This is a genomic window from Mucilaginibacter sp. P1_A3 (assembly GCF_056406855.1).
Window position 1 is genome coordinate 287,037 of the sequence record NZ_JBFTZJ010000011.1, and the last position, 25,943, is coordinate 312,979.

The 25,943-nt window shown below is 42.4% G+C and carries 20 protein-coding genes; 10 read left to right on the forward strand and 10 right to left on the reverse strand.

Going from position 1 to position 25,943, the window contains the following annotated elements; translation table 11 throughout:
* Position 1 precedes the first annotated feature (1 nt).
* The 8 genes from leuB to AC1D0K_RS23945 all read left to right on the forward strand — a co-directional run bounded on the left by leuB (position 2) and on the right by AC1D0K_RS23945 (position 11,978).
* A complete protein-coding gene (gene leuB / locus AC1D0K_RS23910; RefSeq protein WP_477398275.1) occupies positions 2-1,072 on the forward strand; it encodes a 3-isopropylmalate dehydrogenase in 1,071 nt (356 codons plus the stop codon).
* 83 nt (positions 1,073-1,155) lie between these two features.
* Positions 1,156-1,911, forward strand: coding sequence for a class I SAM-dependent methyltransferase (locus tag AC1D0K_RS23915; protein ID WP_477398273.1), 756 nt, complete (start codon positions 1,156-1,158; stop codon positions 1,909-1,911).
* Between the two features lie 174 nt (positions 1,912-2,085).
* A complete protein-coding gene (locus AC1D0K_RS23920) occupies positions 2,086-3,252 on the forward strand; it encodes a 2-isopropylmalate synthase (protein ID WP_477398271.1) in 1,167 nt (388 codons plus the stop codon).
* 2 nt (positions 3,253-3,254) lie between these two features.
* Positions 3,255-4,505 (forward strand): threonine ammonia-lyase IlvA, encoded by a 1,251-nt coding sequence (gene ilvA / locus AC1D0K_RS23925; RefSeq protein ID WP_477398269.1) that lies wholly within the window; start codon positions 3,255-3,257, stop codon positions 4,503-4,505.
* A gap of 885 nt (positions 4,506-5,390) precedes the next feature.
* Positions 5,391-6,494, forward strand: a complete 1,104-nt coding sequence (locus tag AC1D0K_RS23930; protein WP_477397851.1) for a hypothetical protein — start codon at positions 5,391-5,393, stop codon at positions 6,492-6,494.
* A 15-nt stretch (positions 6,495-6,509) separates the two neighbouring features.
* A complete protein-coding gene (locus tag AC1D0K_RS23935) occupies positions 6,510-7,289 on the forward strand; it encodes a TIR domain-containing protein (protein ID WP_477397849.1) in 780 nt (259 codons plus the stop codon).
* A gap of 823 nt (positions 7,290-8,112) precedes the next feature.
* On the forward strand, positions 8,113-8,937 hold the full coding sequence (locus AC1D0K_RS23940; RefSeq protein WP_477397847.1) for a M57 family metalloprotease: 825 nt from the start codon (positions 8,113-8,115) through the stop codon (positions 8,935-8,937).
* A 245-nt stretch (positions 8,938-9,182) separates the two neighbouring features.
* The gene (locus AC1D0K_RS23945; protein ID WP_477397845.1) at positions 9,183-11,978 is read left to right on the forward strand and encodes a S8 family peptidase; all 2,796 of its coding nucleotides are present in this window, start codon (positions 9,183-9,185) and stop codon (positions 11,976-11,978) included.
* A gap of 695 nt (positions 11,979-12,673) precedes the next feature.
* On the opposite strand, the gene AC1D0K_RS23950 is transcribed toward AC1D0K_RS23945, so the two are convergent.
* From AC1D0K_RS23950 to hemC, 8 genes are all read right to left on the reverse strand, one after another.
* Positions 12,674-13,210, reverse strand: a complete 537-nt coding sequence (locus AC1D0K_RS23950) for a CopD family protein (RefSeq protein ID WP_477397843.1) — start codon at positions 13,208-13,210, stop codon at positions 12,674-12,676.
* 96 nt (positions 13,211-13,306) lie between these two features.
* Positions 13,307-14,332, reverse strand: a complete 1,026-nt coding sequence (gene hemE / locus AC1D0K_RS23955; RefSeq protein WP_295714318.1) for a uroporphyrinogen decarboxylase — start codon at positions 14,330-14,332, stop codon at positions 13,307-13,309.
* 118 nt (positions 14,333-14,450) lie between these two features.
* A complete protein-coding gene (locus tag AC1D0K_RS23960; RefSeq protein WP_477397841.1) occupies positions 14,451-14,981 on the reverse strand; it encodes a tetratricopeptide repeat protein in 531 nt (176 codons plus the stop codon).
* On the reverse strand, positions 14,981-15,688 hold the full coding sequence (locus tag AC1D0K_RS23965; RefSeq protein ID WP_295714324.1) for a response regulator transcription factor: 708 nt from the start codon (positions 15,686-15,688) through the stop codon (positions 14,981-14,983). Before AC1D0K_RS23965 ends, AC1D0K_RS23960 begins: the two co-directional genes overlap by 1 nt.
* Before the next feature lie 10 nt (positions 15,689-15,698).
* Entirely contained in the window at positions 15,699-16,574 is an 876-nt protein-coding gene (locus AC1D0K_RS23970) for a sensor histidine kinase (RefSeq protein WP_477397838.1), read from the reverse strand.
* A 132-nt stretch (positions 16,575-16,706) separates the two neighbouring features.
* Positions 16,707-18,077 (reverse strand): glutamate-1-semialdehyde 2,1-aminomutase, encoded by a 1,371-nt coding sequence (gene hemL, locus AC1D0K_RS23975; protein WP_295714330.1) that lies wholly within the window; start codon positions 18,075-18,077, stop codon positions 16,707-16,709.
* A 226-nt stretch (positions 18,078-18,303) separates the two neighbouring features.
* Positions 18,304-19,275, reverse strand: a complete 972-nt coding sequence (gene hemB / locus AC1D0K_RS23980; RefSeq protein ID WP_477397836.1) for a porphobilinogen synthase — start codon at positions 19,273-19,275, stop codon at positions 18,304-18,306.
* Between the two features lie 191 nt (positions 19,276-19,466).
* On the reverse strand, positions 19,467-21,041 hold the full coding sequence (gene hemC / locus AC1D0K_RS23985; protein WP_295714336.1) for a hydroxymethylbilane synthase: 1,575 nt from the start codon (positions 21,039-21,041) through the stop codon (positions 19,467-19,469).
* A gap of 261 nt (positions 21,042-21,302) precedes the next feature.
* Between hemC and AC1D0K_RS23990 the strand changes: the two genes are divergently transcribed.
* On the forward strand, positions 21,303-22,667 hold the full coding sequence (locus tag AC1D0K_RS23990; protein ID WP_477441710.1) for an SIR2 family protein: 1,365 nt from the start codon (positions 21,303-21,305) through the stop codon (positions 22,665-22,667).
* A gap of 38 nt (positions 22,668-22,705) precedes the next feature.
* On the opposite strand, the gene AC1D0K_RS23995 is transcribed toward AC1D0K_RS23990, so the two are convergent.
* Positions 22,706-22,942: a hypothetical protein gene (locus AC1D0K_RS23995; RefSeq protein WP_295714340.1), complete on the reverse strand. Its 237-nt coding sequence runs from the start codon at positions 22,940-22,942 to the stop codon at positions 22,706-22,708.
* A gap of 199 nt (positions 22,943-23,141) precedes the next feature.
* On the opposite strand from AC1D0K_RS23995, the gene AC1D0K_RS24000 reads away from it, so the two are divergent.
* Complete coding sequence (locus AC1D0K_RS24000; RefSeq protein WP_477398441.1) at positions 23,142-24,518, forward strand: right-handed parallel beta-helix repeat-containing protein; 1,377 nt, start codon at positions 23,142-23,144, stop codon at positions 24,516-24,518.
* A 109-nt stretch (positions 24,519-24,627) separates the two neighbouring features.
* Here the strand turns inward: AC1D0K_RS24000 and AC1D0K_RS24005 are convergent, their stop codons facing one another.
* Positions 24,628-25,899, reverse strand: a complete 1,272-nt coding sequence (locus AC1D0K_RS24005) for a metal-dependent hydrolase family protein (RefSeq protein WP_477398439.1) — start codon at positions 25,897-25,899, stop codon at positions 24,628-24,630.
* Between the last annotated feature and the right edge of the window lie 44 nt (positions 25,900-25,943).

Consider the following 25,943-nt stretch of genomic DNA (forward strand, 5'->3'; position numbering starts at 1 on the left):
CATGAAGAAACATATTTTAGTAATACCCGGCGACGGGATAGGCCCCGAGGTTACCACCTGGGGTAAAGCGGTTTTAGAAAAAATTGGTCAGGATTTTGGCCATGAGTTTACCTTTGATGAAGCCCTGATGGGCCATGCGGGTATCGAAGCTACAGGCAATCCCCTGCCCGATGAAACGTTAGCAAAAGCAAAAGCCAGTGATGCCATACTGTTTGGCGCCATTGGTCATATCAAATATGATAATGATCCATCTGCAAAGGTGCGTCCGGAGCAGGGATTATTGAAGATACGTAAAGAACTGGGTTTGTATGCCAACCTTCGCCCCATCATGTTATTTGATGAGCTGCTGGATGCTTCAAGCCTGAAACCGGAAATTTTGAAAGGAACCGACATTCTTTTCTTCCGGGAGCTTACCGGTGATGTTTACTTTGGCGAGAAAAAACGCAGCGAGGACCGCAACACCGCATCCGACCTGATGATCTATTCCCGTTACGAAGTTGAGCGTATCGCTATAAAAGCATATGAAGCTGCAATGGTACGTGGTAAAAGATTATGTTCTGTTGATAAAGCCAACGTGCTGGAGTCTTCACGCCTTTGGCGCGAGGTGGTTCAGGAAATGGCCAAAAACTACCCAGAAGTGGAAACCGAGCACATGTTTATTGATAATGCAGCCATGCAACTGGTTAAAAATCCTAAAAAGTTTGATGTGGTATTAACTGCCAACCTTTTTGGCGATATTTTAACTGACGAAGCATCGCAGATTGCAGGTTCAATGGGGATGCTGGCATCGGCATCAATTGGCGATGGCACGGGTTTCTTCGAACCTATCCACGGTTCGGCACATGATATTGCAGGTATGGATAAGGCCAATCCACTGGCATCTATATTATCAGTAGCTTTGATGTTAGAGATTAGTTTCGGCTTAAAAGAAGAAGCAAAACTAATTACAACCGCCATTGATAAAACGTTGAAAGAAGGTTACCGCACCGGCGATATTGCTGATGCCAATACCGATAAAGCTAAAATTTTAGGCACCAAAGCCATGGGGCAAAAAGTGCTGGAGTACTTATAGGTTAAAGGCAAAAAGTCAAAGGCGAAAGGTTAAAACCCTGCCTGGCAAATGACTTAATGACCAATAACACAATGACTAATAACATGAAGTGGAACGCTGATTTATACGACCAGAAACATGCCTTCGTATTTGAATACGGAGAAGATGTATTGGAATTTTTGAATGTTAAACCTGGTGAGCATATCCTCGACCTGGGCTGCGGTACAGGTCATTTAACCAAGCAAATACAGGATAAAGGCGCCATAGTTAAAGGTACAGACCTATCGCCCGATATGATTCAACAGGCCAAAGAAAAATACCCTGATGTTGATTTCGCGGTTGAGGATGCTGCCGACTTTTTTGCCGATGATAAATACGATGCTGTGTTCTCAAACGCGGCCCTGCATTGGGTAAAAGATCAAAATGGTATGATGCGCAGTGTATACAATGTGCTTAAACATGGCGGTCGTTTTGTTGCCGAAATGGGTGGCAAAGGCAACGTGGCAAAACTGGTTGAAGCAACACAATTGGTATTGCATAACCATGGCTACCACATACAGGCAGATACCAAAGTGTGGTTCTTCCCTTCTACCGGCGAATATGCTAAAATGCTGGAAGAGCATGGCTTCAGGGTAACGTTCGCGGCGCATTATGATCGTAAAACACCGCTTCAGGATGGCGACCAGGGTGTAGCTAAATGGGTAACCATGTTTGGCGCACAATTTCTGGAAGGCATTGCCGAAGACGAAAAAGAACAAATACTAAAAGAAATAACCGACAAGCTTGAACCTTATTATAACGAAGGCGGCCAATGGTACGCTGATTATAAACGATTGAGGTTTGTGGCGGTTAAAGAATAATATTAGTAGTTAGTATCAGGTATCAAGACTTTTAATTGATGCTTGAATTAACGATATTTATAGATTAATTAAACACACAACGGTAGTTATATACACATACAAAGCAAAGATCACGATAATTGATACTTGCTACTATGTACTAACAATAACTACCTGCTACTAAAATAAAAAGATATGTTACACGATCCCAACCGCGTTTATGTTTTTGATACCACGCTTCGCGACGGCGAGCAGGTACCAGGATGCCAGTTAACCACACCCGAAAAGATTGAGATAGCAAAAGAACTGGAATTACTGGGCGTGGATATTATTGAAGCCGGTTTCCCGGTTTCAAGTCCGGGAGATTTTCAGAGTGTTGTCGAGATTTCGAAAGCAGTAAAAAACCCTACGGTTTGCGCCCTAACCCGCGCCAACAAAGGTGATATTGATGCCGCTATCGAGTCATTAAAATATGCCAAACACCCACGCATCCATACGGGGATTGGTTCATCAGATATGCACATCAAGCATAAATTCAACAGCACCCGCGAGGAGATCCTGGAGCGTGCGGTTGAAGCTGTAAAATATGCCAAACGCGCGGTTGAAGATATTGAGTTTTATGCCGAGGATGCAGGTCGTGCCGATGTGGTGTTTTTAGCGCAAATGGTCGAGGCCGTTATTGCTGCCGGTGCCACCGTGGTTAATATCCCGGATACCAATGGTTATTGCCTGCCAGATCAGTATGGCAGCAAGATCCGTTTCCTGAAAGAGAACGTTAAAAATATTGATAAAGCCATCATCTCGGTACATTGCCATAATGATTTAGGTTTGGCAACCGCCAACTCTATAGCCGGCCTGCAAAACGGTGCCCGCCAAATTGAAGGTACCATCAACGGTATTGGCGAACGTGCAGGTAATACCGCTATTGAAGAAGTCGTCATGATTTTGAAGGTGCACCAGGTTTTGGGCTTACATACCAATATCGATGCAAAAAAATTCTTCGAGCTGAGCCACATGATCAGTACGCAGATGCGGATGCCGGTGCAACCCAATAAAGCTATTGTAGGCGCCAATGCATTTGCACACAGCTCTGGCATTCACCAGGATGGTTTCCTGAAAATGCGCGAGAACTATGAAATTATTCGCCCTGAAGATGTAGGCTTTCCGAGCGCCACAATAGTGCTAACCGCGCGCAGCGGCAGGCATGCTCTGAAGTTCCATTTGGAACGATTGGGTTTTGTTTTAGATAAAGAAGAACTGGCCAACGTATACAGTAAATTTTTAACGCTTGCCGATGTCAAGCTTGATATCAATGACCTCGACCTGCAGGCTTTAATGAGCCACAGGCTGGTAAAAAATTAATAATGGAAACTGAAACTAAAAACCAGCTTGATTTCGATTCGGCTTACGAACGATTGAAAGGGGTTGTTAAGCGCACACCGCTGGAGTATAACGCGGGCCTATCGGCAAAATACGAGTGCGAGATATATTTAAAGCGCGAGGATCTGCAAATTGTACGATCGTACAAACTGCGCGGCGCTTACAACATGATCAGCCAGTTAAACGAGGAAGAGCTGAGCCGCGGCGTAGTTTGCGCCAGTGCCGGTAACCACGCGCAGGGCGTGGCCTTTAGCTGTAGCCGACTGGGTACCAAAGGTGTAATTTTTATGCCAGAGATTACCCCGAAACAAAAAGTTACCCAAACCGAAATGCATGGCAAGGGTAATATCGAAATTATTTTAACCGGCGATACCTTTGATGATTGCCTGCGTGAGGCTTTAATATATACCGAAGCCCACAAGATGACGTTTATCCCTCCCTTTGATAATTACCGCATTATTGAAGGCCAGGGCACCGTTGGTGTAGAGATATTGCAGGACCTGCCCAATGTAGAAGCCATTATTATGCCCATAGGTGGCGGCGGCTTAGCAGCCGGAACAGGCAGCTACCTCAAACAACACGTACCCGGCATTTACCTTGCCGGTGTTGAACCCGAAGGAGCGCCCTCCATGCTGGAAGCATTTGCACATGGCGGCCCCATTACCCTGCCCGAGATTAACCGTTTTGTAGATGGCGCTGCGGTAAAACGCGTAGGCAGCCTAACCTATAACCTTTGCCAGGAAGTACTTGACGATATGCTGCTGGTACCCGAAGGTAAAGTTTGTACCACCATATTAAAGCTATACAACGAAGACGCCATTGTGGTTGAGCCCGCAGGCGCATTATCTGTAGCCGTGCTTGATGCCTGCAAGGATAAGATCAAAGGCAAAAGAGTAGTGTGTGTGATCAGCGGTGGTAACAATGATATTGCCCGCATGCAGGAGATTAAAGAGAAATCACTGTTGTACGAAGGCCTTAAACACTATTTCATCGTCCGCTTTCCGCAACGACCAGGAGCTTTAAAGCTGTTTGTGAACAACGTATTAGGTCCGCATGATGATATTACCCGGTTTGAGTTCATCAAAAAAACCGAGAAAGAAAACGGCCCCGCCCTGGTAGGTATCGAACTAAAAACCGCAGATGATTACCCCGCCCTGTTACAACGCATGGCAGCCCACCGCTTCAATGTAATTGAGCTGAATAAAGATCAAACGCTGTTTGAGTATCTGGTGTAAGGGGGAAAGGTGAAAGGAGAAAGGTGAAGGGTGAAAGGATGAAAGGTGAAAAGGTGAAAGGAGAAAGGTGAAAGGGTAAAGGTGAAGGGTGAAAGGAGAAAGGCGAAAGGATGAAAGGTAAAAGGCGAAGGGTAAAAAGGGCCGGTCATGCTGAGCCTGTCGAAGCACGCGGGCAAAGGCCTCTGCACCATGCATAACCGCCATGCTCCCCCCAACCGTCATTGCGAGGAACGAAGATAACCGACCGGAGGGAGCTCATTAATACCTATAAAAATAAAAACACAACATTAATAATCCCCGCCGATACAGAGCGAATTTGCAGGTTAACCATTACCTCACAACTATAAAAGCCTCCCGAAGCCAAAAACTCAAGGAGGCTTTTTGTTTTGTACTATGCCCTACTCCCCCCTAAAGACATGCCGATCCGCCGGCCAGCGGATCGGCACCCCACAGGACAGGTAAACCGCATGCAATATGCACTGCTTCGCATCACCTAATTGTGTCTTGCTACTTGATACTAATTACTTGCTATTAACAAGGGCGTTCCCTGCGGGCCGGGTTTTACGCTCATACGCACACAAGGCCTTAGCCACATTGGCCGGTATCCGCTGCAACCCCTAACGCGAGGATGTGCGGTAAAATTGAACTTTTGTGCTTTATAATAGCATCGTGATTTGCATGTAGGAGTACACGCGGCACGCGTGCACCAGCGATGGGGCCTACTGGGATAGCTGACTTTAAGCTAACAGATTACTTACATTATGAAGGAGGTAAATTAGCGGGGGGGATTCTAGTAACGGTATTTTTTTACGATCATAAATCGCTAACAGATGTTATTTATTATATATTTGAGCAATAGACCATAATATTAACCTTAATCACAAAATGCAAGCTACTATCGACCTCGATATGCTCGATAAAGGAGAAGAAAATCCTTTTGATAAACTTATGTCTGCATATGAACGCGTAAAATTACAGACCGAAATTGGCTTTTTAGCAAACGATTTCGAAAAGAAAATTCTATACTTAGAAAGGAAACTACAAGATCTTTCGGAAAAGCAAGATGAAATAAGCAGTAAAATATTAATTCGATCAAAAGAAATTTTAAGCGCATACTCGACTGTCCTTATTTCGGATTTCAGTTTACCATCTTTTGAATTAATAGAAAAAAGCTTAGATTCTATATCGAGTTTGATTGACCATTCCTGGATTAAATCAGCAAATGAGCTAAACATTGAATTCGACAATCTATCACCTTCAAAATATCTTAGAAACTTAAATATTTTAAACCCCACCGTTGACGAATTAAAGCAAGCAGCTTATAGTTCCATGTATTACTCTCATAATAATATATTTTTTTCTGAATTAAATTTATTGGATGATAATACAAAAAAGATGACCATAGACAGTTGGGACGTTGACTTTAGTTTTTCTACAAGTGGCTTGGACAAACACAAGCCATTAGATTTCATCTACATATTCATCGAGATCTTAAATAAGATTGAGGGAGTTGAAATTTTCTTAGAAGATATTAAAATTGGTTCAATTAAAGCGAGAGTTAAAATAAATTTTAAAACTCAAGCAGGAAAAGAATCACTAAAAAATGTCTTGAACGAATCAATAGGAAGTATAAAGGCTGATCTTAATGACGCATCAAAAAAAAATTTAGAAACTATCGAATTAACTAAATTAATTCCTAACGAAATTGTCAACGAGCAATTAAGTCCGACAGATATCTTACAAAATTCGTATCTAATTTCTTTGCAAATTAAAAATGCAGAAGAGGATCTTTTGAGGAAAAAATTAGAAAACGAAAGATTAAAAATTCAAATATTGAGAGAGTCAATTGAAACTAATTCAGGGCTTCTAGCAAACGCCTATTTATCCCATAAAGACTACGAAATACTTATCAAAGGAATATCATTCTTAAAAGTTGTAGATGGGCAATTTCAAGTTGGCGAGAGCGCCCACATAATAGATGATCTATAAAGCAACGATAAGAAAATGGTTATTAAAGAGTTACAAGTACTATCAGAAGCTTTATGGGAGTCAATTAAAACTAACCTGCTATTTTTCTCTTCAATTCAAATTTTTGCAAAAAGATTGTCTGAGTTTGATTTTACCAATTTAAAGAAGAATGATATAAAAGAGCTTTTAATTTACGCCAACAAAATAGAAGCTTTTTTTAAAGACTATCGATCTTCAGGGACTGACCTTTATGTACCGCCCCATGAAACAAGCAGTAATGACGAAACCGTTAAATCAATTTTAGTTTTAACGATTAAGTTATCCAATATGTCAGATGATGAATTAGCGAACGAAGTCAGTTCTGTTAAGCCAATTGCCAAAGCAAAATCTATAGGCGATGGGACAATTTTCATAGGACATGGGAGAAGTAAATTATGGGCTCGGATACAACTGTTTTTGCTTGATGATTTAAAATTAAAAACGATTTCTTTTGAGTCAGAGTCACATACAAGTGAATCGATAACATCGGTATTAGAAGAGTTTTTAGATAGAGCATCTTATGCTATATTGGTTTTGACAGCTGAAGATGAAACTCATGACAGGAAAATTAGGGCTAGACAGAATGTCATTCATGAAGCAGGGTTATTCCAAGGCAGATTAGGGTTTAAAAAAGTCATCATATTAAAGCAAAATGAAGTCGAAGAGTTTACAAATATTGCAGGACTACAATATATATCTTTTAAAGACGACAATATCGAACAGACATTTTATGAACTTCAGCGCACATTAAAAAAAGCGGGCTTGCTTCATATTTAGGCTATCCTTGCCTAACTCCCACAAGCATTTTTTCCCTAATACCTCTTGCCTTGCGTGCCCGCATACAAGGTATTGCATACGCGAATCCCGGATGTTTATTTGATCCGGGATTTTGTATTTTTAGAGGCTATTGGTACGCTTTAATTTGAATTGTAGCCAGTTGTCCTCGGAATATGGCGTATACTTAGCATGCGGACCACAAGAGTGGACCCTTGCGATAGCTGCGGCAATTCTTCGCAATAGGGATGGAAATGCGCCCCGCTCCCGCAAGCATTTTTCGCTGCCGCAAGCCTCCAGGCTTGTGTGCCCTTACACTGGTGCACGCGTACCGCGTGTACCCCACCATACAAGTCGAAAGTGCTTTAAAGATAAACGTATTGGAATTTCTTGATCGTCATTACGTTCGCAACATGATTACAACCTAAACGCGGGGTACACGCGGCACGCGTGCACCAGCGGGAGGAGCAAAGAGCAAGGACTTTTGGACGAAGGATTAAAAGCTGTGTTATTGCTGATTTTAAAATGGGATCCCTTCCCGCAAGCATTTTTCGCTGCCGCAGCCTCCAGGCTTGTGTGCCCTTACACTTTTACAGTTTATTCTTCATCGTTATGGATAAACTGTAAAACCGATAAATTTTTTTATCCAACATTTGTATTTTGAAAAATTAAAGTTAATTTACAATTAATTAGAAATCAAATTGTAAATTATAAATTAATGTTGAGAGGTGAAGCTTTCTGGTAAAGTTATCGTTCTCAATTGCTGGCCAGCCAAATGTGATTTTTAAGAGGGAAACTTTATGAAAATAACTTAACACAAAAAATCATGAAAAAAAAGGTATTACTAACAATTGCTTTAGGTGTAGCTTTTGGTGCATCTATGTTCTTTTCCTGTACAAAGAACAACAGCAAACCGGCTCCAAAGAGCGACGAGGTTTCGGCCGATGTATTAAAAAGCATAGCCAACCTTGGGTTTAGTACTGATGAGGTCAAAAAACGGGACGGTGGTTATTTGGTTGAGGGCGATATTCTCTTAACAACAGCCAACTTATCTGAAACCAGCACCAGCCCTAATTTAAGGATTGCCGAAACAGAGCAATACCGAACCACAAACCTGGTTAAAAGCCTGCCAAGAACAATTACGGTCTCTGTTTCTAATTTACCAACGGTTTACGCAACGGCTACCAGTAATGCAGTTGCCCGCTACAATGCTTTAGGCCTTACCATCACTTTTCAGATAGTAAGCAGCGGCGGCAATATCCAGGTTATTGGGTTTAACGAAGGACCAAGCGGTGGTTATATCACATTGGGCTCTTCGGGTTTTCCTACATCATCAGGCAATCCTTACAACCAAATCCAAATGAATACCAATGCGCAGGCTTATGGCACCAACCCGGATGTGAATTACCTTACCTCGGTTCTGCAGCACGAAATAGGGCATTGCATTGGTTTTAGGCACACCGATTACATGAACCGCGCTTTTAGCTGCGGCGGACGCAGATCAAATGAAGGAAGCGCTGGTATTGGTGCAATTAATATCCCAGGCACCCCAACTAAAGCTGATGCGGCGTCATGGATGCTGGCTTGCTCTGATGGTACCGACCGTACTTTTAATCCAAACGATAAAATTGCTTTAAATTATTTGTATTAAAAAAGTACTCAGCTCATACACCAGGGAAATCGCTTTTTAAATATTCAAAGGGTCAAACGCCGGAAAAATCTATTAAATAAAACCGTTTGGCATAGCATATTGGCAAATAGCGATGGGTTTCAAACCCATCGCTATGGTGAAAGTTTTTAATTTAATTTTAAAGCGATTTCCCGGCTCATACATTTGTACTATATGATCTGCTATAAGGGAGGGCATTGCTCTTCCTTATTTTTATTTATTAAAGCATGGGTAAAAAGTTCCTGTTTTGCGTTATTCTAATTTTATGCTTTAAATATTCCTGGTCGCAAAAACCCATCAGCGATAAAATGGTTATTGATCTTTACGCATCGGCAAATAAAATACCTGCGGCCGATTCGCTTAAATATTATGTTGTTAAATTCTTAAATCCTGCAGTTGCCGGGCTGGAAAGAAGTCGTATTGTTAAAAGAATTTCATATAACTATTACATAGTAGCCTCAACTATACCTGTTGAGCCAGGCGGGAATGTTGCCGCCGCGGCACCGGCTAATTCCTTATGGAAAGCATCAGATAACCTGGTTCTGTTTTCTCAAAAGCATCCAAACAGCAATAAGCGGATTGATGTTGATATTACCATAAGTAGTATTGCCGCTATCAACCAGGTTGCGCAGTATGGTAAAATAACAGCCACAAATGGAAATAGAGTTAAAGTAAGCATTCCAATAAATAGGTTAAAGGAAATATTGCAGCAGCCATATGTGATTTTTGCAGATAATAACCGGCAGGCGCATGAAGAACTGTCAATAAGCGATATTGACCTGGGTGCCAACGCTATAAATGCTATCGGCAGTAATTATCCCGAAATTAACGGACAGGGGATAAATGTAAGTATTAAAGAAGACAGGTACGATGATGATCTTGATTTGCTTGGAAGATCATTTGATTCTTTTCCGGCATCTGCAACAAATTCGGGGCATGCCACCACTATGGCCACACTCGTTGGCGGTAATGGAAACTCATTTATAAAAGGACTCGGTGCTGCACCCCACGTGCGCTTTACATCTTCAAACTTTAGCAATTTATTCCCCGATAGTACAGCCATTTTTAAGGCATTTCATATCAGTCTGCAAAATCACTCCTATGGAACAGGCATAGAAAACTATTATGGAGCCGAAGCCGTAGCCTATGATAAACAGGTAGCAGATAATGACACTATCATCCACGTATTTTCGTCTGGAAACGTTGGTACAACGGCGCCATCAACCGGGGTTTATAGCGGTTTAGCGGGTACGGCAAATTTATCGGGCGATTTTAAACAGGCTAAAAACGTTTTTGTAATAGGCGGAACAGGTCGTACCAATGTACCGGAGGACCTGAGTTCTGCCGGCCCGGCTTATGACGGCCGTATAAAACCCGAACTGGTAGCTGATGGTGAAGATGGGACCTCGGGCGCGGCAGCGCTGGTATCGGGTACTATTGCCTTATTGCAACAGGCCTATAAATTACAATATGGGCGCTTGCCTTCGGCTGCTTTAATTAAGAGTGTACTTATTAATGCAGCGGATGATATTGGCAATACGGCGGTTGATTTTAAAACCGGCTACGGCAGGCTAAATGCGCTTGAAGCTTTGCGTACCATAAAGGAGAACCGCTTTGGCAATGGCCCGGTAACTAATGGCCAGCAAAAAGACATCAGTATAACGGTGCCATCAAATTGCCGCGAACTTAAAGTATCAATTGCATGGACTGATTTGCCTGCGGCGCTCAATGCGCCCAATGCATTGATTAATGATCTCGACCTATCTGTTTCAACTCCCGATGGGAAAACTATTTTACCCTGGACGTTAAGCTCCTACCCCGCTATTGACTCCCTGCAAAAGCCAGCGCAACGGCAGCGGGACACATTAAATAATACCGAACAAGTATCCATTATAAACCCGGCAGCCGGTACATATACCATACATGTAAAGGGAAGCAAAGTTCCTTCGGGTTCGCAAATGTTTTATTTTGCTTACCAGGCAGCTCCAGCCGATAAGTTTGAGTGGATATATCCCACCATCAACAGTCAGTTTTTTGCAGCTGATGATAATTACCTGCGCTGGCAAAGCTCATTTAACACCACAACCGGCAAGCTTAGCGTAAGCTATGATCATGGCTTAACCTGGCGGGCAATCAATACAGTTAATCTCAAAAACAATAATTATACCTGGGCAGCTCCGGATATATTTAGCACTGCCATGTTTAAAATGGATATTGAGGGTAAACCACTGGTGAGCGCAGAATTTAACATTTCAAAACCCTTAAATCTTAAGGTAGGTTATAATTGCACAACCGGAACCTTACTGCACTGGCTGCCCCAACAAGGCAATACAGGCTATGTTGTTTACAGTATAAAGGATAACCTGTTACAGCAACTTAAAGCAACAACCGATACTATGCTCATTATTCCGGCAGAGCAGCAAGCATCAAAATATTTTGCGGTAAGCGCTAAAGGGAATGGTTTTGAAGGCTTAAAAAGCTATACCATAGATGCTACGGTGCAAGGTGTTGGCTGTTATGTTAAAACATTGCTGGCAAACGTTGCTGATAATAAAGTGTTGCTAAACCTTAGCCTGGGAAGTGTGTTAAACCTTAAAACAATCACCTGGGAAAAAATGACCGGGGCCAATACCTTTACAGCAATAGGTACAACGCCCATAGTAACCAACCAGCTTAGCTACCAGTTTACAGATGCGGCGCCAAAGCACGTTCAATACTACCGGGCTAAATTAACAACATCAGATAATGAGGTTATTTATTCGGACCTAGTGAGGGCCATTGTTTTGCAAAGCAGGCAATTTGCCGTTTTTCCTAACCCGGTAAACACAGAGTTCACCGTTTTAAGCGGCGATATTAACAATTATGATTTTAAACTTTATGATGCAAGTGGTAAGCTTAGCATGACCAAAGTACTCAATAACCTTCAAAATGTTATTCCCGTAAATCTTAATCCCGGCATCTATGTTTATGTAATTGCCTTAAACGGGAACGTTGTGTATAATGGCAAGATGATTAAGCTTTAAGCTTAAAAAGAATGAACAGCTCCCTGCTCCCGCAAGCATTTTCGCTGCCGCAAGCCTCCAGGCTTGTGTGCCCGCATGCAAGGTATTGCATATAGTAAACAAGGGTTGTCCGCAACCGTCCGCAAATGTAGTGATACCCGGAAACGGACGGACACCCGGACGGTAGGGGCAATTCTTCGCAATAGGGATGGAAATGGATACCGGCCCTGTGGCTAAGGCCGGTGTAGTATGAATGTACAGCCCGGGCCGCAGGCATTGCCATTGTTTTTGGACAAAGGAGCAAGGACTTTTGGATGAAGGATTAAAAGCTGTGTTATTGCTGATTTTAAAATGGGGTTCCGTCCGGGCCAAATGACGTTAAAAAGGTGTCATCCTGAGTTGATAAAATCCTGTGGCCTCTAAAGGAGAAAATGACGTAACAAAAATGGCTGTCATCCTGAGCCTGTCGAAGGATAGCGGGCAAAGGCCTCTCCGCGCTAGTCTTCGACAGGCTCAGACTGACAGGCCGACACGCCTCAAAATTCAATACGCCATGGGTAGGAACGAAAGATCTATTCGTAGACTATACAGGGCAAACAAGCATAGCGTAGAATAGATCCTTCACTCCGTTCAGGCTGACAAAAAGGTTTTTTAGCAAATGCAGGTGGAATGACAAGCGATAGCGTTTCTTTTATCTCAACTCTAATGCCTTGATTCTAATTTTTCTTCTCCCTAAACCGCTTATAAATCTTCACCGCTATCATCAATATTACCGCGAAAGCCACCAGCCCCACAACGCCAAATATCCAGCTGATTCCGTTTTTGAGAACTGCGAGGAAAACTATCGCGAAGAGAAATATAGTAGCCAGTTCATTCCAGAGGCGTAACTGGGTTGAAGTCCATTTAAATACGCCCTTGCGCATTTGCTTCATTTTGTTTTCGCAAATGTGATGGTATACGGCTAAGCCAACTACAAAAACCAATTTAATTTGAAGCCACGCCATGAGTAGCCAACCTTGTTTAAGGTACACCATGGTTAAACCCGCAATAATGGTGATTAACATAGATGGCGTAGCGATGATATACCATAGCTTGCGCTCCATGATCTCGAACTGGGCAGATAGGATACTGCGGTCGGCTTCGGGCTTGTTCTGCGCTTCGGTATGATAAATAAAAAGGCGCACCATGTAAAACAGCCCCGCCATCCAGCAGACTACAAAAATGATATGAATGGCGAGAACGTATTGGTACATGAAGCAGAGCCCCCTAACCCCCTAAAGGGGGAACTTTTTGATTTGCATTATTTATTTTACCCCAACGATAACTCCCCCTTTAGGGGGTCGGGGGGCTTAATTCCTGTATTCCTTTATAATTTCTACCGCGTACTTTACATTATCAAAAGGGATATCGGGCATAATGCCATGACCCAGGTTGAAGATGAAGCCGGGCTCGTCTTTCATCCGGTCGAACAGGCGGTAGATGCGGTCTTTAATTACTTTTTTATCGGCGTATAATATATGCGGATCAAGGTTGCCCTGTACAGCTATGCCGGCAGGTAAACGCTTTTTAATATCCAGCAGATCAACGTTCCAGTCTATCGAGATCACATCGGGTTTGGCTTCGGCCATTAAGGGTGCAAAAACCGAGCTGCCTTTGCAGAAGGATATCACCGGGATATCTTTCCTGTTCAGCTTGCTGATGATCTGTTGAATGTAATAATGACTAAATTCTTTATAATCATCCCATGCCAGGGCCTGTGCCCAGCTATCGAAGATCTGTACGGCATTTACACCGGCTTCAATTTGCAGGTTAAGATAATCTGCCGTAACGGTGGCAATTTTTGATAACAGCTGATGGGCCATTGCAGGCTCATTATGCAGCATCAGTTTGGTAAGTTTAAAATCTTTTGATGATCCGCCTTCAACCAAATAACTCATCACGGTAAATGGCGCGCCTGCAAAACCTATAAGCGGGATGCTGCCATTTAAACGTTGCTGAATTACTTTAATGGCATCGGCCACATATTGCAGCTTGTCGCCCACATCGGTTTGCAGGTTATCGATGTCTTTTTGAGTACGTACCGGGTTGGCAAACTTAGGGCCAACACCCTGGTTAAAGCTCAGATCGCCACCCATGGCTTCGCCTGTAACCAATATATCCGAAAACAGGATAGCGCCATCAATACCCAATAAATTAACGGGCAGCATAGTAACATCAGCAGCAAGCTCTGGTGTTTTGCACATTTCCAAAAAGGAATACTTGTTTTTGATATCCCAATATTCTTTCATGAAACGGCCAGCCTGGCGCATCATCCATACTGGCGGGCGTTCTGTTTTCTCGGAAAAAGCTGCCTTTATTAATAACGAATCTCTCATATTTTTTAGAAGAGAGTCAAGAATTAAGAATCAAGAATTAAGACTTTTTGTAAGGAGCGATCATGGCCTGAGCCTATCCGCTATACATTTTCCAGTCTTGATTCTTGACTCTTGATTCTTAACCCTTATTTCTTGTTTTAATTTCCTTGTGAAGCTTGCTGATCACATCCTTCATCTTGGCTGTAATTTTATCATCATGCTGCTCGGCCAGTAGCAGGTAGGCATTGGCTTTTTCATAGTCGCCATGCCTTATACTAATATTGGCTACGGTAACCAATGCCGCCACATGATCATTTAATGACTGTAGCGGATATTGTGCCGCTGTTTCATAATGCTTTTCGGCGGCTTCAAAATCCTGTTTATTAATGCAGATACCACCGTAGATATACTCATAATAACCGCGACGTTTTTTACTAAGCCACCGCGGGTTGCTCATCTCCTTTAACAAGGCCTCGGCCCTGTCAAAATCCTTATGGTGAAAAAACTTAGCCGCAACCACCAGGGTGCCTTGCCTAAAGTAATCCCAGATTAATAAAATAATCATCAATACCGCTACCGCGGCCAACTCATAAATACCAAGGTACAGCAGTAAACCCAACGATAACAGGAAAATAAAGGCGATGAATATACGTGTCCTGTTACTGAACATTAATGCTGATTATCTGTAAATTTATAGCCCACACCGCGGATAGAGTGAAAATAAACCGGGTTTTTAGGATCTGGTTCAAAATACTTGCGGAACGTAAGGATAAAGTTATCAATGGTACGTGTTGACGGATAAACATCATAGTTCCAAACAGTTTCCAATATCTGCTCACGAGATACCGCGTCATTCCTGCGCTCAATTAAAAGCTTAAGCAGCATGGTTTCTTTTTTGGTAAGCGGGGTGATTGATTCATCTTCATTAACCAGTTCAAACGAGTTAAAGTGAATGGTTTTTTCACCTATTTTATAGCTGTTAAACTCTTTAAGATCATCACCTTTCAGGCTGCGTTTTACCAGGTTGTTTACCCTTAGTATCAATTCTTCCAGGTTAAACGGTTTGGTTAAATAATCGTCGGCACCTTTTTTAAGACCGGCAATTTTATCCTCGTTGGTATTTTTAGCAGTTAAAAACATGATAGGCACTTCGGTATTTTCCAGCCTGATAGTTTCAGCCACAACAAAGCCGTCAATCTCGGGCATCATCACATCCAATATCACCAGGTTAAAGCGCTCTTCTTTAAATAACTGTAAAGCTTTTTTACCGTTTTTAGCTGTAGAAACTTTATAACCTTCCAGCTCCAGGTTAAGTTTGATGGCTTCTAACAAATGCTCTTCGTCTTCGGCTAATAAAATTCTCTTCTTGTTTTGCATATACTATAATTTAGGTTAATCCAAAAACAACTTCAAAAACGCTGCCTGCCGGGCGGTTGTCTTTTACTCTGATGCTGGCATGGTGCTTATCAAGCACTTCTTTTACTATATAAAGGCCCAAGCCGGTACCCTTGGTATTGCGGGTATCTTCACTTCCTACACGGTAAAACTTGTCGAAAATACGGGGTTTTTCATCATCTGCTATTCCAATTCCATGATCGGCAACTTCAAGATAAATTTTATCGTCTTTGGAGAAGAGTTTTACTGCAACGGCCGAGCATGGGCTTGAGTATTTAACCGCATTTTCGATTAAATTGGTCACTACCGATGTAAGCGCGAATTTATCGCCGGTGATCTCAATCTTAGGTTCAATTTCGGCATCGATGATCTGCTGGTTGCAATCGCACTTGGTTACCTGCAGGCGGTTTACAATGCTATCTACCAATACCGACAGGTTAAAACTGGCTTTTGGAAAACTATATGAGCGGTTATCAATTTTTGATGCCAGCAGCATATTCTCAACCATATCATCCAAACGCTCTACATCATTCAGCGATTTATCAATAAAATCGAGTATTTGCTCTTTGGAGAGATTTCGTTTCTGAATGGTTTGCAGTAATATTTTGATAGATGCCAGCGGCGATTTCAATTCGTGCGTTACCGATAACAAAAAGTTCTTTTTTTGCTCGGATAGCTTTTGCTGGCGGTTAAATGATTTGTGCAGGTTATAGGCCCCAATTACAAATACAGTGATAAACATGCAACCTTCGCCCAGTATCATACCGGTACGCTTTGGCTGCAGGGAAACCAACATATATCCCCACCAAATCAGCTCGGCAACGGCATATATGATAAGCGCATAAAAAATTACAAATGTCCTTTTCATTACTTTGTTTTATTAGTTTCTCAGTTTGCGGTTCTCGGTTTGCAGTTGGTAGTATTCAGTTGGCAGTTTGAAGTTCTGTTTTTTTTTGCGAACTGCCAGCTGCAAACTGAGAACTGCCAACTGCCCACCGGCTTACTTCCCGTTAAATACCAAATCAAGACTATCAAAAATAGCTCTTTTTGTTTTCTCTAAATCAATTTTAGTATGTGCCGATGATATAAAACCAACCTCATAGCCCGATGGACCGAGGTAAATACCGCGGTTAATTAATTCACGATGAAACTTTTTAAATTTCTCCATACTTGAGGCATCAATATCTTCGGCTTTACGAATATACTCTTTATCTGTAAAAGCAAACCAGAATATCGAACCGATGCCAAATACCTTGAATTTATAATTGCGGGCAGTAGCAAAACGCTGTATAGCCTCGGTAAATTCTTCAGTTTTGTTGTTAAGGTCGCGGTAAAAACCCATGCGTAATAGCTCACTCAACTGCGCAATACCCGCCGCCATAGCCACCGGATTGCCCGATAGTGTACCAGCCTGGTAAACTGAACCTTCTGGCGATACATTACTCATGATAGCTGCCGATGCGCCATAAGCGCCTACAGGCAAGCCACCACCTATAATTTTACCATAGGTGATAATATCCGGTTTGATCTGGTAATAGCCAGCCGCGCCTTCAAAGCCAACACGGAAACCCGATATCACTTCATCAAATATCAACACGGTGCCGTTTTGGGTACATAGCTCGCGTAAAAATTGCAGGTATTCTTTTTCCTGTAACAGCAAGCCGTTATTAGCCGGTACTGGTTCAATAATTACCGCGGCTATCTGGTCTTTAAAGTCCTCGAAAGCTTTTGTCAATGCAGCTTTATCATTTAATGCCACTACGATGGTTTCATCGGCAAAGGCTTTTGGTACGCCCGCAGAGGAGGTTTCGCCAAAAGTTACCAGGCCCGAGCCTGCTTTAACCAGCAGCGCATCTACGTGCCCGTGATAACAGCCTTCAAACTTCAATATCTTATCGCGTTTGGTATAACCCCTGGCCAACCTGATGGCCGACATAACAGCCTCGGTACCCGAGCTTACAAAACGGATCTTTTCAATAAATTTATTGTTCTTCAGTATCAGCTCTGCCAGTTCATTCTCCAGGGCTGTTGGTGCACCGAAAGACATGCCATGTTGCATCACCTCAATTACCTTTTCCCTTACCTTAGTATTGTTATGACCAAGGATAAGCGGTCCCCATGAACAGCAAAAATCAATAAACTCGTTACCATCGGCATCCCAGATATGGCTGCCATCGCCCTTTTGAATAAACAGGGGTGTACCATATACTGATTTAAAAGCCCTTACCGGTGAGTTAACCCCACCAGGGAAATAGGTTTTGGCTTTCGCATACAATTCGGCAGATTTTTCCCTGCTGATATCGGGTTTACCGGTACTGTTTACAGGCTCATTAGTATCACCCGAAAACATCTTTTTTATTGAATCTAACATCTTTTTTAAACTCTAAATTCTAATTTCTAAACTCTAATTTTTTAAAATCCTAAAGTTTAAAATTTCCGTCATTGCGAGGTACGAAGCAATCCCCAATTTGCAAATCCGCTCTGCATAGTTTGGGATTGCATCGTGCCTCGCAATGACGGGCTTATTTAATTTTTTATTTTAACCTTTCACTTTTGGCTTTTCCCTTTGGCCTTTTGCCTTTCACCTTCAACCTCAATTAAATCCATTTATTCTCCAAAACTTCCTTGGCATGATAAGTCAAAATAGCTGTAGCGCCTGCTCTGCGGATGCTGGTAAGCACCTCGGTTATGGCACGTTGCTCATTAAGCCAGCCGCGTTGTATGGCAGCTTTAATCATGGCATATTCGCCGCTTACGTTGTAGGCAGCTACAGGCAGTTCGGTATTATCTTTTATTAGTTTTATTACATCCAGGTAGGGCAGCGCCGGTTTTACCATTAAAAAATCGGCGCCTTCCAGCTCGTCTAAATTGGCTTCTATCAATGCTTCGCGCTGGTTGGCGGGATTCATCTGGTAGGTTTTTTTATCGCCAAATTTAGGTGCCGAATTTAATGCATCCCTGAACGGACCATAAAACGCGCTTGCATACTTGGCGGAGTAAGACATGATAGAAACGTTTGTAAAACCGTTTTCGTCCAACACATTGCGAATATATCCTACACGACCGTCCATCATATCTGATGGGGCAATAATATCCGCGCCGCATTGCGCATGAGCAAGGGCCATTTTACCCAATACTTCCAGCGTTTCGTCATTCTGGATCTCGCCATTTTTAACAATACCATCGTGGCCATCGCTGCTGTAGGGGTCCATCGCTACATCCGTAATTACGCAAGCCTCCGGAAAGTTCTTTTTTACCTCGCGGATAGCCCGCAGGTACAAACTTTCTTCGCGGTGACTTTCGGTAGCCATGGTATCTTTTAAAGACTCATCGATATTAGGGAAAAGATCAAACGAATTTAAACCCAGTTTAAGGCAGCTCTCAATCTCGCGCAGCAAATTATCAATAGAATAACGATATATACCCGGCATGGAAGCAACTTCTGTTTTCTGGAATGTACCATCAACAATAAACAGCGGGAAAATCAGGTTAGCCGCGCTAACATGCGTTTCCTGCACCATTTGGCGTATTACTTCACTTTTACGGTTTCTACGTGGTCTTTGTAACATTTTTTGGTTCATTAGTTCATTGGTTCATTAGTTTATTGGTCTTTTCAGGCTGATCCTGCATAAACCACTGAGCTAAAGAGCCAACGAGCATTATATGATTTTTTGTTCCTTAATTCATGGATCCTGGCGCATTGGCAAGGCTTCTAAAAGCGATACCAATGAACAAATGAACCAGTGAACTAATGAACGTCTTATAATCCAAACACTGCTTCTGCCAGCCCAACTTCATCGGGCGAGTAGGGCAGCGTGTATTTTACACCCATTTCATCAAATTTTTTGCCGGTTGATTTACCTATCGCCACCACTTTTTGGTATGGATCAAGCAGGTTACCGGCAAAATAAGCCTCTACGTTTGATGGACTGGTAAACACCATTACATCAGCGCCGCTGGCTTCCACATCTTCTTCAAGCACGGTTTCGTAAACCGGCAGATCAATAATCTTTGTATCGGCAGATAAACCCTGCTGGATACTCCTCATCGGGCTTTCGGCACCGGGGAAAAGTACAATGGAACCATTGGCCAGTTTGGCAAATTCTTCGGCTACATCGGCAGTATCGGTGCCCTCGCCTACATAGTTGGTAAAGTAACCTTTACGGCGCAGCATCTCTTCAGATCCGCTGCCCATAACGCCAAACTTTACCTTTTTAGGGAATTGAGGGTTCAGCTGGAAGAAATATTCCACCGCGTTTTTACTGGAGAAAAACACCCAGTCGATATTTTTTAATATATAGGAGTCGAGTTTGGTCATCACCGGTACTGTGCGGATCAGGGAACGGGCTTCTATCTGGATGCCACGGTTTTCCATCGACTTTTTAAAATAACTTTGATCAGATAGTTCTCTCGATATGAACACTTTAAGCGGAAACTTCCTGTCTTTAGCAAACTTGGCCACTATTTTTTGAGCCAAACCTTCGGTAGTTGCAGCTTCTACAAACAAACGATCGGGAAATTCATCACCCTCGTTGGCTTTAGATGTAAATACCTGGAACATGCCCTCATCCCTGCGGCAATAAACGCCCAGGGGTAGGTGACAGCCACCGCCAAATAATTTAAGTACAGTACGTTCCACAGCTAATTCCTCGGCAACATCCGGGTGGTGCAGGGCTTGCAGGGCCTCAAAAAGTTCATGATCTGTTTCGCGGATCTGGATAGCCAAAGCGCCCTGCGCAGGTGCAGGGATCAACTCGGCGGGGGTAAGCTCTTCTACATGAAACTCGCTCAGGTCGATACCTAAACGACTAACGCCGGCTTTGGCCAGCATAATGGCATCATATTTTTCATCGCGCAGTTTGCCAATACGGGTAGGCACGTTGCCGCGCAGCTCCTCTATCTCCAGGTCGGGACGGTAAGCCAGCAGCTGGGCCTTACGCCTGTTGGATGATGTACCCACGGTAGCACCGTATTTAACCGATAGCTTTTGGTGTACATCAACACAATCTTTCAATATCAACAACAGTTCAGAGGGGTCTTCCCGTTCTGAAACTGCTGCGATTATGAGTCCCGGAGGGTTTTCAGTTGGCAGATCTTTATGCGAGTGAACCGCAAGATCAATAGTGCCAGCCAGTAATTCTTCTTCTAATTCTTTAGTGAAAAAACCCTTGCCTTCCAGCTTATCAAAGCTGAGGTTGAGTATGCGGTCGCCCTGGGTTTTAATGATTTTTAGTTCGGCCGTTATGTTTAAAGCAGCAAGGCTGTCTTTAACAAAATTAGCCTGCCATAGCGCTAAATCGCTACCTCTTGTTCCAATTATCAGTTTTCTGTCCAAAAGAATGTTTGTTTGCAGGTGCAAATTTAATTTTTTATAAGGATGATATAAACATCAATTACACTTATTAGTGGGAATTATAACAATATGACCTTTTTATGTGGTTTTTTGTTAAAGGTTAAAGGGGAAAGGTTAAAGGTTACCCACTGGACTACCGCTCAAGGCTTGGGCTAAATAGTTAATATTGAACTATTAACCTGCTATTTTTTGTTTACAAATGGTAACTTTAGCTATATAAAAACTCACACCTAATATTTGGCTATGTCTTTACCTAAAATACCAACAAGCCTGTCAAAAAATATAGAAAAAGATAATCTCGTAATTTTTATCGGTGCCGGGTTATCTGTCAAAGCGGGACTTCCCAATTGGAAAAAATTAACCATTAAGGTTTTGGAAGGACTTAAAGAGCGGGATGATCGAATTGAAAAATACATTGATATTTTAAATGATGAATTAAATTTATTTGATCCGATAGAGATTCTTGGAAAAATAGAGCATCTAAGAAATTACGCATTTGACATCCTCGAAGAAGAGATCAGGAGTTACGATGCCATCCAGCCTACCATTGTTCATAAAAAAATTCTAAATATTTGTTCAAGAATTGTTACTACCAATTACGATAAACTATTAGAAGAAAGCGATAGTAGCTTTGAAAAAATAACCTATACCAACACTTTCAAGGTTAGTAAAATGGCGGGCTATCCGAAAACGATTTTTAAGATACATGGTGATATTAATGAACCGGATAAATATATTTTTTTTCCAAAAGATTACGAGGACTTGTACTCGAAAGAGGAAAAAATCTCAACATTTGAATTGAAAAAAATTTTCTCCGATAGGTCAATTCTTTTTATTGGATTTAGTTTAACTGATCCCTATATCAATTCTATTATGGGTTATATCTCCAAACTTTATTCAAACTCCACCCGTGAGCATTTTATAATTACTACTGATCAAAATAAAGACTGGCCACAGTCGATAACCCCTATAAAACTTGATGATATTTCACAATTAGACGGATTTATTGAAAATCTATATGCTTTAACAAAGGTTAAGCACAGGGATGAGACTTCACCCCGTGTTCCCGACTCACTTGATCAAAACGAACAAATTTTGTACAATAGCTGTAACAGGAAACGAATAACGTTTGATTTTACCAGCAGAGAAGGTCACGTTTATATTAAAGTCGGGGATAAAGATGTACCAAGTGAAGAAATAGGGAAAGGTAAATTAACATTCGAAGACAATATTTTAAATGTGGAACGAGCTAATATTGGAGGTAGATATGAAATATGGCTTGAAAAATATTGGATCAATGGGGAACAAGAAACCTATATTCCCCAAAATACAATTAAAAAGGGAATAAAAAATTTACAAATAAGTTTAAAAACGAAAGTAATTGGAGGGAGCCATAGATTAATTTTTACTTTTAAAGGGTTGAGATTTCAACAAATTTTAGCCCGGAAGGATCGGGTAATTACTTCCCAGGATTGGATTGAATGTGTTGATTATTTCCTGGTAGATGCGTCTGAGGATTTTAAACTTCGGATTGACGATATTAATCTCGATAATCCCAACTCAAGCATCCAGATAAAAGATGTTATTCTAACAGAGTTTTTTGACTGATTCAGCCTTTTTACCTTATTGAATACATCACGCCCATTTTACCCCACCAACGGCCTCGTCACTTTTTGCAGGCCGAATATAAATTCTATTTGTTTTTCCAGGTGACCGGTTAGTGTTTCCCATTCGCTAAACCGCTCGGGGCCTAATAAAATCTGGTTGGTTTCGGTATTCCAGTAGCCAGCGCTTTGGGGCAGCTGTGCCGACTCGGCAACCTGTATGCTGATCACCTGTTTACTTAGCTTATCAAAAAAAGAGATCGTTTGCCGTAACGCCATAGAGTTTTGTGAAGTATGAGCGAAGATAGGGTTTTAGATAGTCTGGTTACGCCTTAAAATCACCAATCCATAAACCAGTTGCACATATTTTAGTAACCATAATTCTAAAAGTAACGTATAATCATCCGAAAAACAGAAAAACCCGAAATATGCTGATGCTTTGCATTCGGCATATTTTACTTCTACTTGAAATTTATAGATGACAAATAAAAACTCCCTGATCCGCATTATAGCCGGTGCACTGGTTTTATCATCCTTCGCGATGTGTACCAAAAGCATTAATAAAATTGATCAACCGCTTAGCCCGGCTCAGGGTGCCGAAGCCTCCAATTTACAAACCCAGGCCACTGCCATCGCTACATATACTGTTCAGCCTTCTGAATGGATGGTTGATGGCACTAAGATAGCCGCAGGAACCATAGTGTATATCCCCGCAGGGAAAAGGGGTGCCCTGCTGCTTAAAAATTTTAAAGGAACGGCGGCAGCTCCCATTATCGTTGTTAACAAAGGTGGTAAAGTAACTTTTTCTACAGCTATTACTGCCTCGTACGGGTTTAAAACACAAAATTGCCAGTATTTTAAGATCCTCGGAAACGGGGTTTCAACTATTAAGTATGGCTTTGATGTAAACGGCGGCAATATCGGGATGACGATGGATGACCTGAGCACAGATTTTGAGATTGCCAATGTGGAAGTTCGTAACAGTGGATTCGCTGGTATTATGGCCAAAACCGACCCATCGTGCGACCCTGCAACATGGCGCGGTCATTTCACCATGAAAAATGTAATCATCCGCGATAACTACGTACACAAAACAGGGGGCGAAGGCTTGTATATAGGAAATTCTTTTTATGCCGATGGGGTATCGATTTCCTGCGGTAAGGCTTTACCTCATGATGTGGTGAATGCCAAGATCTACAGAAACCTTACCGACTCTACCGGCAGCGAAGGTATCCAGGTGGGCAGCGCAACTTCCGGCTGCGAAATTTATGGTAACTTAGTTAAAACTCCGGGAATAAGTCCTTTTTCGGCCTACCAGGATAACGGCATCCAGATAGGGGAAGGTACCGGCGGCAAATGTTATAATAACCAGATCAGGAATGCGCCCGGTAACGGCATTATCGTTCTCGGCCTTGGCGATAACCTGGTATTTAATAACTATATCATCAATTCAAAAAGCTATGGCATTTTCGCCGATTCAAGGTACACCCCCGGTCCACATTTTCAGTTTATTAATAATACCATCGTTGCTTCCGTTTTGGGCGGTATCAAATTAAATTCCGAAACCATCCCCATGAATACCGTTATCAACAACGTTATTATACAGGCAAACACCAGCCTCGCCATCATCAGAAAAAGCACCAGTGTTAAGCTTACAGCCTCCAATAATTATGTAAATGCAAATGTAAGCACCTGTAAATTTGTGAATTACAATGCCGGTGATTTTCATTTGCTCTCCTCATCGCCGCTTATCAACAAGGGCGCAAACGTTTTATCATACGGCGTAAGTTTTGATTATTATGGCATCAAACGCCCTAATGGGACTGCTTTTGATATTGGGGCTACGGAGTATTGATATACAAGGTATATGACACAATTGGCAAAAATATAAAAGTCATGCCGGATACTTGTTTCAGCATCCCATAGCACAGCTTACCGTTGTGACTTAGCACTTATGAGTTGTCTCACTCCTTCACCACAACCCCACCCTTCATCACCAGCTTCACCACCTTCACCACCTTTATATCCTCAACAGGATTACCAACAACAGCAACCAGATCCGCAAGGTAACCAACCTTAATGTTTCCCACATCGGCCAACCCAAACACGGCAGCGTTGACCGATGTTGCAGAACGCAGCACATTCAATGGTTTCATGCCATATTCGGCCATTAATATCATTTCCTGTGCGTTATCGCCGTGGCTGAACACACCAACATCGCCACCCATGCAAATGGTAACACCGGCCTTTAGCGCTTCGGTAAAAATGTAGTGTTTTTGTTTAACAGCGGAAGGATCAGGGTCGATACCTTTCTTCCAGCCATGGTAACCTAATATTGATTCGGTTGCGTTTAGGGTTGGACAAAGCGCTATGCCTTTTTCCTTCATCAGCTTAAATAGTTCCGGGGTGCCGCCATCGCCGTGCTCAATGGTGGTTACACCTGCAGCGATAGCCCGGCGCATGCCTTCTGTAGTTGATGAATGTACCGCGACTATACGGCCGCTGCTTTTGGCTACCTGTACAGCTACTTTCAGTTCATATTCGGTAAAAGTTGGGGCGGCAGTATCGTTCAGTCCCCAATGGTAATCAACGTATATTTTTACCACATCGGCACCATGACCAATTTGCGATCTTACAACTTTGGTAATGCCATCTACCCCATCCGCTTCTTCCGCCCCTTTTATGATCTCAGCTTCGGCAACTTCGCTTTTAGGACCATAACTACCTGTTGCCACAATAGCCCGGGTAGCCACCAGCATCCGCGGACCAGGGATTATACCTTTATTTATGGCCGTCTTTAATCCCACATCATCATAAGCAGCTCCTTCGGTACCCAGATCACGCACCGTGGTAAAGCCGGCCATTAAAGTTGTGCGGGCGTGGTTAACGGCCCTTGCAGTACGCTCGGCCCGGCTTTCGTTAAGCACCTGGTCGTTCCATGGGGTTTCATTATAGGGGTGTAAAAAAAGATGCGAATGACCTTCTATCAAGCCCGGCATCAGGGTGGCGCCTGCCAGGTTGATCACCCTGGTATTTGATGGTGCTTTGATAGCAGCGGGCTCACCTACTGCTTCAATATGGTCATCTTTTACCAATACCCACCAACCGGCGTGCATCTGTACACCGTCAAAAACACGGTCGGGTTTAAGGAGGATGTAAGTTTCATTTTTGTTAGTTTGTGCGAATAAGGGTAGGCATAGTATGATGAGTACTATTATGGTTAGTATTTTCTTCATTATAAATAAAGATAGCTTACTTTATAGAAGATTATATAGCAGTC